The 18,113-nt window shown below is 31.5% G+C and carries 10 protein-coding genes and 1 pseudogene; 2 read left to right on the top strand and 9 right to left on the bottom strand.

Translation table 11 applies throughout. The features are described 5' to 3' along the window. Positions 1–536: 536 nt before the first annotated feature. The 6 genes from A5880_RS14300 to A5880_RS16210 all read right to left on the bottom strand — a co-directional run bounded on the left by A5880_RS14300 (position 537) and on the right by A5880_RS16210 (position 12,340). Positions 537–2,957 carry an ABC transporter permease gene (locus tag A5880_RS14300; RefSeq protein ID WP_086329702.1) on the bottom strand — a complete coding sequence of 807 codons (2,421 nt, stop codon included), beginning with the start codon at positions 2,955–2,957 and terminating at the stop codon, positions 537–539. After that, positions 2,951–3,655 (bottom strand): ABC transporter ATP-binding protein, encoded by a 705-nt coding sequence (locus A5880_RS14295; protein WP_086329700.1) that lies wholly within the window; start codon positions 3,653–3,655, stop codon positions 2,951–2,953. The genes A5880_RS14300 and A5880_RS14295 overlap by 7 nt, the downstream gene beginning before the upstream one ends. Positions 3,656–3,685: 30 nt before the next feature. After that, positions 3,686–6,853, bottom strand: a complete 3,168-nt coding sequence (locus A5880_RS14290; RefSeq protein WP_256924786.1) for a non-ribosomal peptide synthetase — start codon at positions 6,851–6,853, stop codon at positions 3,686–3,688. Continuing rightward, a complete protein-coding gene (locus tag A5880_RS14285; protein ID WP_086329697.1) occupies positions 6,834–8,660 on the bottom strand; it encodes a condensation domain-containing protein in 1,827 nt (608 codons plus the stop codon). The genes A5880_RS14290 and A5880_RS14285 overlap by 20 nt, the downstream gene beginning before the upstream one ends. 27 nt (positions 8,661–8,687) lie before the next feature. Further along, positions 8,688–11,804 carry an amino acid adenylation domain-containing protein gene (locus A5880_RS14280; protein ID WP_086329695.1) on the bottom strand — a complete coding sequence of 1,039 codons (3,117 nt, stop codon included), beginning with the start codon at positions 11,802–11,804 and terminating at the stop codon, positions 8,688–8,690. A gap of 422 nt (positions 11,805–12,226) precedes the next feature. Further along, a complete protein-coding gene (locus A5880_RS16210) occupies positions 12,227–12,340 on the bottom strand; it encodes a hypothetical protein (RefSeq protein WP_143353620.1) in 114 nt (37 codons plus the stop codon). A gap of 123 nt (positions 12,341–12,463) precedes the next feature. On the opposite strand from A5880_RS16210, the pseudogene A5880_RS14275 reads away from it, so the two are divergent. Next, positions 12,464–13,607 (top strand): annotated as a pseudogene (locus A5880_RS14275) (IS256 family transposase). A 556-nt stretch (positions 13,608–14,163) separates the two neighbouring features. Here the strand turns inward: A5880_RS14275 and A5880_RS14270 are convergent. Next, a complete protein-coding gene (locus tag A5880_RS14270) occupies positions 14,164–14,646 on the bottom strand; it encodes an Rrf2 family transcriptional regulator (protein ID WP_336577198.1) in 483 nt (160 codons plus the stop codon). A gap of 542 nt (positions 14,647–15,188) precedes the next feature. On the opposite strand from A5880_RS14270, the gene A5880_RS14265 reads away from it, so the two are divergent. Beyond that, positions 15,189–15,596: a hypothetical protein gene (locus tag A5880_RS14265; RefSeq protein ID WP_336577197.1), complete on the top strand. Its 408-nt coding sequence runs from the start codon at positions 15,189–15,191 to the stop codon at positions 15,594–15,596. A 50-nt stretch (positions 15,597–15,646) separates the two neighbouring features. On the opposite strand, the gene A5880_RS14260 is transcribed toward A5880_RS14265, so the two are convergent. After that, positions 15,647–16,342 (bottom strand): 4'-phosphopantetheinyl transferase family protein, encoded by a 696-nt coding sequence (locus A5880_RS14260; RefSeq protein ID WP_086329693.1) that lies wholly within the window; start codon positions 16,340–16,342, stop codon positions 15,647–15,649. Positions 16,343–16,699: 357 nt separating this feature from the next. Then, complete coding sequence (gene sufB, locus A5880_RS14255) at positions 16,700–18,094, bottom strand: Fe-S cluster assembly protein SufB (protein WP_010772886.1); 1,395 nt, start codon at positions 18,092–18,094, stop codon at positions 16,700–16,702. Between the last annotated feature and the right edge of the window lie 19 nt (positions 18,095–18,113).

Here is an 18,113-nt window from a genome sequence, read left to right as displayed (position 1 = left end):
TGCGGAAATTGAAGCTAAGCCAACAACTAAAAATAATTTGGAATTCATTATCATTCTCCTTTTTTCTTTAAGATTTCAAATTTCTAGACTATTATTTTACAAAAGTGAAATCAACACTGGTTCTTTTCAGCTAAAAAACGAACTTATAACTTTCTTCAATATATTCCATCCTATTGCTGATGAAATATTTTCAAAGCCATTGTCTAACTAATCATAAATTAATGCTAAACAAATATCATTTAAGCCATTAAATTTCCATCCTCTATAATAAAACTTAACTGTTTTTAAATGTTCTTCAAGTATCTTCAAATTTACTATAATATTAATTTTATCTATTTCAGGATTTAAACTTTCTGTAACTTTTTAAATAGCAAAAAGAAATATGATTAAATCATAGTACTCATCTTTCTTCCCATTATTCAGGATCAGTGATATATGTTCCATTTTTATCTTGGTAGAAATATTCATTTATCTCAACCGTAATCTTCATATTCTTTATCCTCTTTAAAAATATCCTCAGGTATTCTAAAATTTGATTACTCAACAGACTTAAGCGAATCTAACATATTAATTGAACGAACTTTAAGCTTCATAAAAATATTAATAATATATGCGAAAACAAAAGTCAAGACTGTCGCATACACAAAAGCATTCACCTTTATGGAACTATTGAACATATAAAAATCAGTCCCAATAGCTTTTATCACACTGGTAAAGGCAAAATAGCCTAATACTAGACCCACTAAGCAGCCAAAAAGTGTCAGCAATAAAGTCTCTCTAAATATATATGACTCCGCTTCTTTATCATAAAACCCCAAAACTTTTAGTGTTGAAATTTCCCGAGTTCTCTCTTCAACATTAATGTTATTAATGTTATACAGAACAAGGAAAGCGAGCAACCCAGCAGCAATAATCAGCATATATACAATCATATTCATCCCTTGCAAACCATCATTAATTTGATCAACTAGAGCTTGCTTTTTATCAATATATGTAACTGATTCATTATTTCTTAATTCATTGTATACGTTCTTAGTAGATTTTTTACCATTTAAGTTCAAGTAATAATTAGAGAACTTGGGTTCTTCACTATACAAAGATTTATACACTTTTGGACTAATATAAAGATAGTTTTCCTGATAATTTTCTGTAATCCCTGTTATGGTAACCGATTTAGGCTTCGAGTCACCATAAAGTTTGAACTTTACTTTATCATTAACGCCAACATTCAATCTATTCGCAACATTTTCAGATAATATAATACTTTTTTCATCAAATATAATTTTTTTATCTGTAACAGGATTTACAAGTGTGACAAATTCTTTAATTTTATCATTTGTTTTTTCAGGAACAGATAGATTGATTGTATACAGATTATCATCATCACCTATTTCAATCGCCATTTCTTGAAACTTCATGCTTTCTTTAATAGTAGAACTACTCTTTATGAAATCGTCCAATTTAGAAGCGTCAGCCCCATTTTTGTAGCCAATTGTGACATCATACTTAAATATCTGTTCATACTGGTAATCTGTAAAACCTTGAACACTACCTCTTAGGCCAAACGCTGTAACTAAAATAGTTGTACATCCCATTACACCGATTATAGTCATTAACATTCTTTTTTTATCCATAAAAACATTTCTCAGAGTAACTTTATACAAGAAAGAAAGTCTTTTCCATAAAGGGGTAAAATATTCCAATAGAACCCTCTTTCCTACTGGTAGATCTTTTGCTGTTAAAAGTTGAGCTGCATTTTGTCGAACAGTATTTTTTACAGACCATAGGGTAGCTAATACGGTGACTAATGTTAATCCTATCATTGAAATCATAGAAATAAATATGTGAGGCGTTGCAAGCAACGACGGTAATGAGTATTTCATCGAATAAGTTTCCCAGAGCATATTTGGCAGTACATTAAAACCAACTAGCGTACCAAGAAAACTACCTATTATACTTCCAGTACTTGCATAAATTAGATATTTTGATAAAATTTTGCTATTAGAATACCCTAATGACTTCAATGTACCTATGATAAGTCGCTCTTCATCAACCAATCTTGACATTGTTGTTAATGCCACAAATGCGGCTACTACAATAAAAATTAATGGAAATATCTGAGCTACTCCTGCGATACTTTCAATATCATTCTTTAATCCAACATATGCAACATTCGTGTCCCTATCAGATGTTATCCAACTTGATTCGTCTGAATTTAAGTTGTCAATTTCTTCTTTCGTTTCTTTTAACAGCTTTTCGTATCCTCCACCTTCAAGAGAAGATTCATTCAGATGGTCGTCGTCCAAAGTAAGATACACCTCGTTATAGGCTGGTAATAATATATTTGAAGCTTGTCCATAAATCACATAATTTATTTCACCTGTACCAACCATCGAAGAGATCGCACCATTTGAAAAGTATTCTGGGGAGCTAACTATTCCTACAATTTTCAATTTTTTCTTTTCAACAAACTGCACGCTGTCTTCGTCTTCTAAGGTTAAAACATCCCCTATCTTGATACTCCCCATGCCTTCAACTGGTTCAACGACAACAATTTCATCATTTTCCTTTGGATATTTTCCGTTGACAAGTTTCAACCGATTTACTTTTGTGTTCTTGATATCCTTTAGTCCTATCAGACGAATAGTATAGTTTTCCGATTTAAGTTTTCCTTGAAAATCAATCGTTTTCACTCTTTCAACATCTTCTACATTCCCTAATTTTTCCATTTCACCTATTTTGTTGTCAGAAAAACCATTGAGTGAGCTTACTTTCAGATCAAACAAATGGTTCTCATTGAAATAGTTTTTTGATGAATAAATCATATCTGGTGCAGCAGCCAACAACCCAGAAAACATCACTGATCCTAAAAAAGTTATACCAAGAATTGACAAATATCTCCCAAGAGACTGTTTAATCGTTCTAAATGTATTCTTGCTAAAAGCTTTCATCACCATTCAATCCCCTCAATATCTTTAGGTTCGGAGTTAACAATATTTTCTGTTATCTTCCCACTATTAACTCTGATAATTCTATCTCCTATATCTTCGATTAAAGAATTGTGTGTGATAATAATTACAGTTTTTCCATTTATCCTACATGTATCTTGTAAGAGTTTTAAGATGCTCTTTCCTGTTTTATAATCCAAAGCACCCGTCGGTTCATCACATAATAGTAGATCAGGATTTTTTGCAAGTGCTCTTGCAATGGCAACCCTCTGCTGTTCCCCACCCGATAATTGAGAAGGAAAATTACTCATTCTATCTTTTAAACCTACTTCGGTCAATACTTTTTTTTCTGAAAGAGGTTGTTTAGTTATTTGTGAGGCTAGCTCAACATTTTCTAATGCAGTTAAATTAGGAACCAAATTATAGAATTGGAAAACAAATCCAATTGAATTTCTCCTAAATTCGGTCAGTTGTTTCTGTGAAAACTTACTTACTTCACTTTCATTGACTACAATTTTCCCTTCTGTTACTTGATCCATACCTCCTAGTAAATTAAGAATTGTTGTTTTCCCAGCACCACTGGCACCAACTATGATTACCAACTCCCCCTTTTTTACTTCAAAACTAACATCATCAACTGCATTAATCGTGACTTCTCCACTTTTATATCTTTTACTTACATTTTCAAACCTAACTAAATTCTTCAAATTTAGATACCTCCAGAATCTTCGATTTTATCAATTTATTTGTAGTAGTTTTGACATATCTTCAGCACTCAACAAACCGAATTTGTTAATATTATCTTTTTCATTTATTTCATCTAGCAATATGACAGCATTGCATAAATCTCGTACTGTTGGATACAGGTATAAGTCTTCAATACTAATGGCTATTCTTTGACTTGCCAAATTAGAAACAATTTTTATACACTTCATTGAGTCTAAACCATAACTAAAAAAGTCATCATCTAATCCAATTTTTTCTAATTTAAGCACTTCTTTAACAACTAAGGCTAGTTTGATTTCTAATTCGCCAGTAGGTTCAACGAAACTCGTTTCCAAATTCTGAGACAAGGCGATCTTTTTAAGAGCCTTAGTGTTAACTTTTCCATTATGATTTAGCGGAAGTTGGTCTATTTGTTCAAAATATGATGGAATCCATTTTTTTGGAAGCTTTTGTAATAGTTTTTTTCGAATAATTTTTTTATTTATGTCTAATGATGTTGTATAAAAAGCAACTAAGACTCTTTTACCAGACACGACTTTGTCAATTACATTGGCGCCCTTAATCCCTTCGATATCCTTCATCTTAGATTCAATTTCTGATGTTTCGATGCGAACTCCATTAATTTTAACTTGATTATCTTCTCTACCAAGATATTCGATCTCCCCACTAGAACTCCATGTTGCTATATCTCCTGTTTTATAGTATGTCAAATTCCATTCTTTTGAAAATGTCCCAAATTTTTCATTACTAAGTGATTGATTTCCATAGTACCCTTTTGCTACTTGAATACCACATATAATAATCTCACCCGCTACCCCCACAGGAACTATATTCATCTTCGAGTCAACAATTTTTATTTGTGTATTATAGACTGGCTTACCTATAGAAACCTTCTTATCAAAAACATTATCTAAACAGTCATAGTAAGTAACGTCTATTGCTGCTTCCGTTGGGCCATATAAATTGGTAATATGAGTATTTGGGTTTAGTCTTTTAGCATTTTTAACAGTTTCAACAGACAGTTCCTCTCCACTACAAATAATTCGAGCTAAATTAGTATTGACTTCGACTTCTAAAAAGTCATCAAGAATACTAGGAACAAAGTGTGCTGTTGTTATCTTCTCTTTAATAATCAACTCTCTAATATAGTCGTTGTCTTTAGAACCACCTAAATCTGCTAGAACTTGAATAGCTCCAGTAACAAATGGCCAAATTAGCTCCCAAACTGATACATCAAAACTAATTGAAGTTTTTTGTATCACTATATCTTCTATTGTTAATTTAAAATGATCTTGCATCCATAAAATTCTATTCTTTATCCCACCATGAGTGTTTTCTGCTCCTTTGGGATTTCCTGTTGTTCCAGATGTATATAGAATATAGGCAGAATCTTCAGGAGTTACAGAAACATTCAGGTTTTCTTTTGAATATTCGCTAAGTTCCGCATCAATTTTCTCACCACTGATAAAAATTACATCAGGATTTTGTTTTTTTATATCTGAGTTGTCACTTATAACAAACTCTGCTTTTGAATCGTTTAAGATATAAGCAACTCTGTCCATTGGATATTCATTATCTACTGGAATATACACACTCCCAGTTTTAATGATTCCCCAAAATGCAATCATGAAATTCGTATCATTATTCATATTTACACAGATATGAGAGCCTTTTTTTGCTCCTAAACCGATTAGTAGATTGGCAAATTGATTTGACTTTTCATTCAACTCTCTATAGGTTAATGCTCTTTTTGAATCCTTGGTAGCGATACGGGAGCTAAACTCTTGAGCCTTCCCTTGAAATAACTCATGAATCGTTTCCTCTCCAAAATCAACTTTTCTGCCACTAGAAAATGTATGAATCAAATTCTTTTCATTTAATGGAACAATATCTACAGATCTAACCTCTAATTCTGTGTCATCATTGATTATTTGAGAAATTACATACAGAATTCTCTCATGAAAAATTAGTACATCGAGTTCTGTGAGATTATTTATCTGGTAATCATAATTAACTTCAATTGCGTCGTTATCTCGCTCATTTACTAACATAACTATAGGAACTTCAGATGTCCCGTTAGAATAATAGCGTGTCCTCGCATCAAAACAAGACTCAGAACTTCGCTTTCCATTTTGATAATTGAACATAACATCAAAAATATTGCCCTCAAAATCATGTTCTTCGAATAAATATTCTTTTATATCATTTAATTTATACATTTGATACTTAAATAGATTCTTATGAGCTTCCTTATTCTTTACTATTACATCTTCCACGGTATCTTCGAGTGAAATAGGAATAGTCATAGGTAGCATTCCAATAAACATTCCAAGTATTTTTCGCTCTTTGCCTTTTCTGTTTAGAGTCGGTAGACCAATTGTAGTTTGATCGCTTTGATTAATTTTTCTAAGGTAGATAAGAAGGGCCGTTTCAAACAATACCGCTAAAGAAATTTTCTTTTCGGCACAATACTGATTTATACTTTCATTCAATTTGGTCTCTAATTTTAAAAACAATCGATCTCCAATAATATCTTCTTTATTAATGACTGAACTGGTCACTTCGGTTGGTAGGAACTGGTTACTATAAAGTGATTCAAAATATTGTTTACCTTGCTCTTGTTTCTTTTTTAGCTTGTAATAATCTATTGATTCTAAGAATTCAGCAAATGAAAATTTGTCATCTGCTACAATGGATTCTCCTTTCAGACTCTTATTGTATTTCTCTTCAATATAATCGACAATTATTGGATAGGACCAAGCATCGAAAATGAGATGACTTACTACAGCAAACACACCAATGCGATTATTTGCATACTTGAAAATTTTAAAATTATAGTTCTTATCATTCTTAGTCGTTTGAATAATTTCACAATTCTGTTTCAAAGTTTCATGAATTTTCTCTTCTGATAGACCGGTCAGGTCATATTGCTCAAATAATTCATACTCTGGTTTTTCAAAGTATTGAAATGGTTCCCCATTTTTTTCATCGAATCTCAAATAGAAGGTATCATTTTCAAGTAGAATTTGATTAATAACTTCAACCATCTTGTCATATTCATAGGGAGCGTCAAAAAATACTACTCCTCCTAAGTTTGCCACAGCTAAATTCGAGTGATAGGCTTGTATATTCCACATATTCAATTGAGAACTTGTTAGTCTAAATTGTTTTTCTTTCAAAGCTTCCATTCCTTTCCAGACTTCTTGTCAACTCACCTAATGTTTGACTCTCATATATAATTTTTGGGGGAATTTGAATCAGTAGATCTTTCTTTACTCTCTCAATGAATCGAATGACTTGAATAGAGTCCATTCCAAAACAAAATAAATTAGTACTTGAAGATATATTCTCGTCTCCAATAATATCCAAATAAATTTTCTTTAGGTTAATGAAAAGTGTGCTTTCAGCTTCAAACCTAATACTATCTGAATTTTTTCTGTTACTTGTCAACTCATGTATCACTGAATTTTGTTTTTCATTCGTTCCAAATTTCTTCTTATAAATATCTTTCCATGAATACTCCCAGTATTCTTTATTTGATACTACTTCTTTAGCATTATGTTTAAAATTACTTATTATTTCCTCTAAGACCCCTTCAGCAAAATAATTTTGATATCTTGCAAATTTACATATCAGTTCACCTTGTTCACCTAACGCCATCGTCGGAATGAATGGCAGCTGTGTCGTATAAATATTTAGTTCTTCTAGATTTACAGTAGGAATTTTTTTGTTCAGTAGCTTTTTCAAAAATGGCGTTTTCTTTTCTTTTTTAGAAAAAAAATCTGAAGCTGATGGATGAGGAATATTTATAGTGCAATTAAACCCGACAGGAAAAGTAATTTCTGACTCTAACTGACGTGTTTTCCTCAATTGCCGAATTTCTTCAAACCCACTAAAACGACCATTATCATAGTTGAATGCAAATTGATTCGAAATGTTCTTCACTCTTTCAAAAAAAGTTCCAGATTTTGAATTTACTTCAATAAAATCAATAGTGTTAAAATTTCCTAGTAATGACTTTGGTGACTTCATTTCAGGTAGATGATAGGTATTAATCATTCCCACATAGTATTCGTCTTCAATAGTCCACCTAGTTACTGCATCTGTGAATAATGTAAGTAAAACAGCTGGTGCTGTAACTGACTTTCCTATTACTTCAGACTTGAAATTCTCCCATTCTTTAGTTGAAAGTAACTCAAGTTCTTGTACAATAAATTCTTGACAATTTTTCTCTTTTTTCATCGGCAGTCTAGGACTTTGTGGTAATATTTCTAATCTAGATAATTTATTTTTTTTGCAACGTGCATATTCAGTCCCTTTTTTTTGCTTTTCCGAGAAAATAACATAGTCGCGATAGCTTAACTCATTACTATCGTACCTCTCTTTCATATTCATTATCTTTTGAATTAACTGACTTAAAAATAATGAAACACCATTTCCATCCATTAACAAAGGACTAATTCCAAACTGAATATCAATCTCATTTTTCCAATTTATCACAACTACTCTTAGCAATGGCCATTCACTATAACTAATTTCAGTTTCAATGAGTCCCTTTTTTTGTTTTTCAATAACTGAATTCTTACGTTTAAAAAAACCATAGTTTTTATATTCAACTTTAAATGATGGAGTATTGTCTAGAGTTTTTTGCATAAAGTCCTCTAGGATAATCGTCCTTAAAATATCATGTTCATTAACTAAAGATTCAATAGCTTGTTGAATTCTTTGTTTAATCAACATAGAAAGAAACATACTCCCTTTGTTTAGAACAATACTTGCATAAATATTGCTCAACCTACCACCTAATTCTAAGGTTCCTTTATTACCAGCCCAGTACGTTTTTTGAACATCAGATAAACCATATTCCTTATATCTGTTATCAATATCCTTTGATATGCTAGATCCTTTTTTGGTACTATTTTTTTTCATAAGATCTTGTAACAACTGTTCTCTTTCTTGGGGCGATAGTTCTTCTATGTTTTCCATTGGAAGATATCTCCTTTCATTTAACTGCTAAATACTCTGTAATAATAGTAATTTTAGTATCTCTAAACTAATCTTTTCAACAGTGGGGTTGTCAAAAATATTTTGAATAGACATTTCAATATTGTATTTTGCATTTATTTTTTTCTGAATTTCTAATATCATCAGTGAGTTACAGCCAAGTTCAAAAATGTTATCATAAATACTTACTTGTTCTTTTGATAATGCAGAACATATTAGATCATGTACAAAAATTTCAGAGTCGTTTCTTGGTAGTGTCTCTACCTCAACTTTTTTCTCTAATTTTTTTGAAGCATTGTCTAATTGACTTGAATCTATCTTCCCGTTCGAATTTTGCGGTATTTTATCAAGTTCCTTAAACTCGCTTGGAATCATATAAAGCGGAAGGTATTGCTTCAAATAATTTTCTAACCTCTCGACAACATTTGAGCCATTTTTGTCATTAAGAACAAGATAGGCTACTATTTTATCGTTGTTTTCAATTCTTTTCACCCTCACAATCGCATACTCAACACTGCAAAAAGTTTCCAATTTATTTTCGATTTCAGAAATTTCCATTCTGATTCCATTTACTTTAACTTGACTATCATCTCTTCCCACAAAAAACAAGTTTCTATTATGATCAACTTTCCCCCTATCCCCACTAAGATAAAACTTCTTATCTGATTGATTAGCTAACTGAAAAATATTGGATCGAAAAGATTTTGAAGTTTCGATTTCACTAGTATATCCAAGAGCTAGGTTTCTTCCGGAAATACATATTTCGCCAACTACTCCTTCAGGTAAAGGCTGTAGGTTTGAATCAACGATGTTTATCTCAACATTTGATATTGATTTTCCGATCGGTAAATCAATTAGAGAACTATCATTCAACGGATCATACGTATATTCTGTCGCACAGATAGTCCCCTCTGATGGCCCGTACAAATTTCTAAACACATATCTTTCTCCCCACATTTTTGCTAAAGTTAATGAACATTTTTCACCAGCAACGGAAATCATTCTCAAGCTATCAAATTCCTGATACTCAATACTTGATAAAACTGTAGGAGTTAATGTTAAAATAGAAATTTCATACGAATTTATATTATCAATGAGAATCTCTCCAACCAGATTTTCAGCAGTCGGTACACAAAGTGCTGCACCACTAGCCAAAGAAATTAGAATATCAAACAAGCAGCCATCAAAAGCTATATTAAATGTCATCAAAACTTTATCATCGGTTGTGTATCTATAATGATTTACTAGATTCGCAATGCTCTCATGGGCAACACAAACTCCTTTAGGATTTCCAGTAGTTCCAGAAGTATAAATGACATATGCTAAAGAATTTCGATTCAGACTTAGTATTCTATCTTCACTTTTTGGATAGATGACTCCATCTTCAGTGAATAGAATATTCAACTGTTGATCAAAAACATTATTTTCACATTGTTTTCCCGATACTATTGTTTTAATATTTAGATCCTGAATAATATATTCAATTCTTTTATTCGGAAACTTACGATCAAGCGGAACATAACACGCACCTATTTTCCAGATTGCAAGAATATTAGTTACTAGATCAATACTTCGATCTAGATAGACACCAACTGAATCACCCGGATTTACTCCTCTGCTAACTAAATAAGACGCCATTCGGTCGGAATTATCATTTAATTCACGATAGGAAATACTTTTATTTTTATCATAGACTGCTATCTGTTCATTTAATCTAATTGAACAATCTAAAAATTTATCTATGAATAAAGGTAAACTTACCTGTTCCTTGCTACTATTTTCATGATTTGTGTCTAACAAACTGTCAATCTCATTTTCTGTGGAATTTAATATACTGATATTATTAAAAATTCTTTCTCCATCCGACATAGACCTTATCGTATTAATAAATAATTCCAAAACTCTGCTTATAAACTTTTCTTCAAAAATATCTTGATCATAAATTAGACTTAAGGTTAGTTCTTTAGAAATTGGATTATTAGAAAATTGAACCGAAAACGGAAAGTTTGTTTTTTCTGATACATCAACTCTATTCAGTTTAAATGAATTATTCTGTAAAGTTTCTTCCTGATAAACATGAAAATCAATATAATTAAACACTACATTAAATAACTCATTACCTCGGGAAAAATTCTTCATCATTTCTACCATAGGATATCTCCTGTATGGCATTATTTTTTTCTCTTTTTCAAACGTTGCATATATGAATTCATCCCAGCTGAGATCTTCTAGATTCATTGTAAAAGGTAGTGTGTTCAAAAAAAGTCCGAGGATATTATCCCCTTCAAGTTCGACTCTCCCATTCGAAACGATTCCAGTGGTAACTTGAGCTTCATTTGTCAACAAGGATAACACTTTAAAATGAGCAGACAAACACAGATACTTTAGTGGTACTTTATTTTTTTTACTTATTTCATTCATCTTCTCAATAAGGACTGTATTTATAGTTGTTCCTTTGCTTGTAATATTCCCCCCCGAATGATAATTTCGAACTGCTGTTAAAGATACTGCATTACTATGCTTAATTTCACTTTTCCAAAACTCGCAACTCTCTTTGTCTTCAATTGCTTCTTTTTCTAATTTAATATATTCATCATATCCGGCTTTGGAGAAAAACTTATTATTAATTTTTTTTCCTTCAATCAATGACAGATAATAGTCTGAAAAAGCTTGCATCATCGACGCTATACTCCAACCATCAAGAATAGAATGATGGAAATCTAAACATATTACAAAATCAGAAGAATTTTTCTTAAAAACAGCTACTTTCCAAAGCGGCGCTTTATTCCAATCAAATTTAGCTGCCTTCCGTTTTAAAATATAATCATTTAACTCTTTTTCTAAACTGGAAAATTCTTCAAGACTATAAAATTCTGAGACCTCAATTAAAATCTCTTTATTAACCACTTGAATAGGTTCTGAAAATTTATCTAGTTCAAATGATGTTCTCAAAACTGGATTTTGCTCAGCGATTAACTGAAAACATTCTTTTATTTTCGCGTAATCATAATATCCTTCAAACCAATATGTAAAAATATCATGGTACACATCACTATTTTCTCTTTCACTATGGTAAATCATTCCTTCTTGCAATTTACTAAGTGGATACGCATTTTCAAAAATCATAAACTACTACCTCCCGATATAAAGTTGTTACTTTATATAATAATTAAACTATATCTTTTGAATGTTTAGTTGTCAATATTTTTTTAATATTCTAAAAACGAGTAGAATCATATTATTCGACAGTCCTTATTCAAGGTAAACTCGAAAAAGTGGTAACTAGAGGAAAAAAAACTATTTCTAAATCAGCATCACTAGTAAGAAAAGCTGGGTTGCTCTGTAAATAGGCCCTCTCTGTCCAGTAAGGAAAGATACCTACCTCTTTAAATAACCTCAAGTCCAATTGTTTATCAACTATTAACTGGTTTCTTATATAGTCCTCAATCCTTTTTTATTTCTTCTTAGCCCTGTCCACATAGTATCTCTTACACCAAAATTTAAAACTCCATACTTATACTTTTGATTTGAATATTGTTCGACTATCATCAAACTACTTTTCCTTTAAAAATCTCCATGAATGATGAAACACTTAAATTTTGTTTAATACCTATTGACAAATGAAATTGATCCTTACACGCATTTACTTCATGTATTTCCATTCCATCTCATACACATAGATAGCGTAAAATATTTTGTGTAAATGAAAATTTAGTATAAAAAAGAAAGTCCATTCTATAAAATTAAAGTTACGACAACAGAAATTTTTATAGGAGGACTTTCTTATGACTCATTTTACAACAGAAATTATGGAAACACTAATCACCAAGGGTGATTTGGATGATTTATTTCGTCGTCATTTAGAATCAACTATTAATTTATTATTACAAGCTGAATTAACAACGTTTCTTGACTATGAAAAGTATGATAGAGCAGGATTCAATTCAGGTAATTCCCATAATGGAAATTATTCACCTACGTTTAGAACAGAGTATGGAGAATTGAACCTAGTAATTCCGAGAGACAGGAAAGGTGACTTTACACAACAAACAGTACCTGCTTACAAAAGAACGAATGATTCTTTGGAAACGACAATTATCCAATTATTTCAAAAAGGTATTACGATGTCTGAAATCTCTGAACTGATTGAAAAAATGTACGGTCATTATTATACGCCACAAACGATTTCAAATATGAGTAAGCTTGTTTCTGAAGATGTTCTAGCTTTTAAAGAACGACCATTAGAAGCTAGATACTCAGTGATTTTTATAGATGCCACTCACATTCCTTTAAAAAGAAAAAACGGTATCGAAAGAAGCCGTTTATATCGTGATTGGTATCCGTCTAGATGGCACCAAGGAGGTGCTAGGGTTTACTATCGCTCCAACTGAATCTACATATGTTTGGAAAGAGGTACTTCAAGACCTAAAACATCGTGGTTTAGAGGAAGTTTTATTAGTAGTAATGGATGGTTTAAGTGGTATTGCCGATAGTATTCATTGTATCTACCCAAATGCTCAATTTTAACAATGCTATGTTCATGTTTCTAGAAATATTGCTCATAAAGTTCGAGTTACTGATAGAAAAGAAATCTGTGATGATTTTAAAATGGTTTATCAAGCTATTTCAAAAGAAGAAGCAATTGACCAAATAGCTTTTATGACAGACAAATGGGAAAAGCAGTATTCACGAGTAGTTGAATCACTCATGAATCCTGCTCTATTAACTTTTTATAACTTTCCCCCATCAATTAGAAGAACCATTTACTCAACTAATTTAATTGAAGGATTTAACAAACAATTGAAAAAATACACAAAGAGAAAAGAACAATTTCCTAATGTAGAATCTCTGGAGAGATTCCGAGTTTCTCAATTCAATCAATATAATCAAAAGTTTTTAATTAGAATCAATGTTTTAATTCGTGAATAATGGAATGGATTTTCCATTTACACATAATTCTTGACGCAACCTACACATAGCACTTAGATAGCTTTTCCAATACTTTCTTTATATTTTCCATATATAATTTATATACGGTATTTTTCTACGAATGCTAAGTTGTATTTCTATCTCCTTATACTATTTGTCATTCACGACACTGCGTCGTGAGCGGCTGTGAACCTCTTTCAACTTAGTTTTTTAGACGGATTTCCCCCTACATCACTGTAAACTATCCACCATCCAGCTTAGCTGAAGTACAATACAAAAAAGACTAGAAAAACGGTTTCAAAAAAAACGTTCTCTAGTCTTTTTTATTTACATTTTCTACATCCAATCAAAAAAATATGATATATTTTAGTCCTTGATAAGACAAATAGTCATCGTCTATTTTCATTGTACAATCTCTGTGTAAACTAATGAACATGCAACATAATTCAAAATAACAGTACTAAATACTAGTGTAATCTCCCACTTAACTCTAGCCTTTCCAAAACTAAATTTTTCATATTTCAACCATCATTTTTCTTTAATAACAAGATTCTTTCTAAAGTTGAAATTTCTCTTCTCCTTCCAGGGTGACATTTTCATTACAAAAAATGTCTTCATCATAATCTTTTAGTAAGTCTTTTAATGTCTTACTTTTTAAGGAGTCCTTCATGATTAGCTCAGTTTTACTTAACTCATTCTTTATACTTGTATTTATTCTATCAACTACTTCACCTTTAATTTTCATACTATTTTGAGTTTTAAACAATGAATTTCCAGCTTCAATTGCATTAAGTACATCTAGCATAGTTATTTCTGATAGCATTTTTTCTAACGCCATACCACCATGACTTCCTTCTTTTGCAGTGATAAGATTAGCAGATTTCAATTTAGCTAAAATTTTTGCTGCTGAGGCTTGAGGCAAACCTAAACTTGCAGCAATAAGTTTTGTTGAAAGAAATCCTCCTTCATGTTTTTTTGACGTAATATCCATTAAAATAAGCACTTCTAAAGCCTGAAAATAAGCATTGGAATATGCCATCAATAATCCTCCTTCTTAATCGGTTAAATTCTTAATTGTTTTCTTGATTCAAAATAAAACAAAACTTCTAAAAAAAAAGAGTAACCTTATATCTATATAGAACATGTCTTTAACAAAAAATATCCAACAATAGAACACTAAAAACCAGTAATGTATGGCTTAGAATCTAGAAATAATAGCTTTTCATTTTTTGACAAAAATTAGCTCTAGCTTTGCACTTATTTTTGCAATTTAATCTACGCATTTATACTAATTCCTTTCCTTTTTTACTGTTTTATTGATATTAAGACCGTTTTATGAATGAGAGCAAGTAAGACTTTCTGTTTTGTAAAACAATAAAATACTAAAAACAGAATTGTATTATCTTTGACACCTTCTATATAATGATTAAAAGATTGCATTATTTAAACAAGTATTTTACTCGATACTTTCAAATCTTTTAATTCTAGACAAACTTTAAATTTAAAAGTATAATTCAAGAAACAACTTAATATACAGTATACTTAGTAAGTTGAGTAATGTCAAAAATCTTGGAGGTTATTATGCAAAAAATTGCATCAATTATTTGTTCATTAACTTTTTTTCTTAACGCTCTACTTCATCTTTTTTTAACAGCTGGATTCCCTTTGGGAAAGTTTGTTTTTGGCGGAGAATACGATATTTTCCCACCTAAACTTAGATTTATGAGCGCTTTTTTGTGTCTTCTGTGGTCCCTTTATAGTGCAACATATCTTATTTATGGAAAAATTATTCAAGTAAAAACTAACAAAAGAATTCTAAACTTCAAGTTAAATGTAATGACCATTTTTTTATTCCTAGCTAGTATATTTAATATTTTTATCACAACTAGTTTTTTTGAAAAGTATTTTACTGGAACCTTATCATCTATTACATTTGTACTTAGTGCCTTTCTTTTGTTATATAAACATAAAGACGGACATGAATGTTAAATCAGAAAAATATTTTCTATCTTATTTATGTGTACTTTATTGGCTACTTCTTAAAACATATACTCTCTTAACAATTGCAAACCGGAATATTTTATTGGGGAGAATACTGCTTTTTTTTCTGAGCACACAGAAACATAGTATTGTTCATCTATTAAAAACTGATAGAATATTTCTGGTAGTTTTTGTTTATCTTCATCCTCCACTGTAATACGATTTTCATTAAAGACAATGTTAAAAGATTTTAAACTTATCGATAAGCCTAATCCAATTTTTTTTATATAGCTTTCCTTAAGAGTCCACAATCTATAAAATTTTTGATGCTTTTCTTCACCATCACTTTCTTTAAATATGTACTCCTCCTCTTGCTGAGTAAAAACATTCCTAAATACGGAAAGATCTTGTTCTAAAGATACTTTTTCTATATCAATTCCTACGGGATCATCGCTAATAATGCAGCACACATAATCACTTGAGTGCGATATGTTAAAGTAAATGCTTTCTTGATTCAAGATTTCTGGCTTACCATAATTTGTTCTTCCAATTTTAATATCTTTCCAATGCAAGTCATATTGTTTCCACAACATGACTCTAAATAAAATTTCACCAAATAAACATCTTTTTTTGTCTTCCTCAAAATGAAATTTCTCTATCTGCTTCTTTTTCTCAGGAGACATGCTCATTATTAGCTTGTCTACATTTTGTTTTGATAACTCTAAAGAAATATTTACAATTCCAACTCTAATCATATCCACCTCGTAATTTAAATACACTCATTTTTACAATTTAGTCATCATATAGCTTGATTCATTTCCAAAGCATTACTGGATTCCTTCAAAAACAGTTCCTCTTGTTTCATATTATCTAGAATCTCATGTTCTTTCTCCTTATTTATGAACATCTCTATTCCTCACTTTTTCTAAAGTATATTCTATAAAATAATAACATAAAATCAACTTAATTTTACCCTAATATAATTTAATTACATACACTAAACAGGGGTTCGTCACTTTCTTCAAGGTCAAAATCAAGGTCACTAATTTTCATGAAAAACGAAAAACAACTATAAACGCTGGTATATCAACGTTTATAGTTATCATGTTTTTTTAGCCCACTGACCCTTCCATCTCATAACTAATCAATCGATTCAACTCAACCGCATACTCCATCGGCAATTCCTTCGTAAACGGCTCTACAAATCCCATAACGATCATCTCAGTCGCTTCAACCTCAGTCAAGCCACGACTCATCAAGTAATAAAGCTGTTCTTCCGAAATTTTCGAAACCTTCGCTTCATGCTCCAACGCTACTTGACTGTTATGAATCTCATTAAACGGAATCGTATCCGATTTCGATTTATCATCCATAATAATCGTATCACACTCAATATGTGAAATCGAACCAGCACTATCTTTCCCAAACGTTACTTGACCACGGTAATTCACTTCACCGCCGTCTTTGGCAATTGATTTAGAAACGATCGAACTTGATGTGTTTGGTGCGTTATGAATCATTTTCGCACCTGTATCTTGAATTTGGTTTTCCCCAGCAAATGCAATTGAAAGCATTGTACCACGAGCGCCTTTTCCATCTAGATAAACACTTGGGTATTTCATCGTTGTTTTGGCACCTAAGTTACCATCGATCCACTCAACTGTGGCACCTTCGTAAGCTTTGGCACGTTTTGTTACCAAGTTATAAACGTTATCAGACCAGTTTTGGATGGTTGTATAACGTGTATAAGCATCTTTGTGGGTAAAGATCTCAACGATTGCTGCGTGTAAGCTATTGCTTGTATACGTAGGTGCTGTACAGCCTTCTACGTAGTGAACACTTGCGCCTTCATCAACAATAATCAGCGTACGTTCAAATTGTCCTGTGTTTTCCGCATTGATTCGGAAGTATGTTTGCAATGGTACATCCACACGAACCCCTTTTGGTACATAGATAAAGGTTCCACCAGACCAAACCGCTGAGTTTAGTGCTGCTAATTTGTTATCTGTTGGTGGAACTAATTTTGCGAAGTATTTTTTGAATATATCTGGATATTCTTTCAACGCTGAATCAGTATCTGTAAAGATGATTCCTAATTTTTGGAATTCTTCTTTCATATTGTGGTAAACCACTTCTGATTCATATTGCGCTGAAGCTCCAGCTAGATAGGCACGTTCGGCTTCTGGAATCCCGATTCTTTCAAAGGTTTCTTTGATTTTATCTGGTACATCGTCCCAATCACGAGCGGGTTTATCGCTAGCTCTTTGGAAATATTTGATTTTTTCAAAATCAATATCAGATAAATCTGGTCCCCATTCTTGCATAGCCATTTTGTTGAATTGTTCTAATGATTTCAAACGAAATTCCAGCATCCATTCTGGTTCTTCTTTCTTACGTGAAATTTCTCTAACAACTTCCTCTGTTAGTCCATTTCCCGTACTGAAAATTGGTTTCACATCATCATGAAAACCAAATTGATATTCTTCTAACTCAGGTACAGTACTCAAATTATCTCACGTTCCTTTC

It is taken from the genome of Enterococcus sp. 4G2_DIV0659, assembly GCF_002140715.2.
Taxonomy (GTDB): domain Bacteria; phylum Bacillota; class Bacilli; order Lactobacillales; family Enterococcaceae; genus Enterococcus_L; species Enterococcus_L mansonii.
This window is presented reverse-complemented; position numbering and strand designations above follow the sequence as displayed.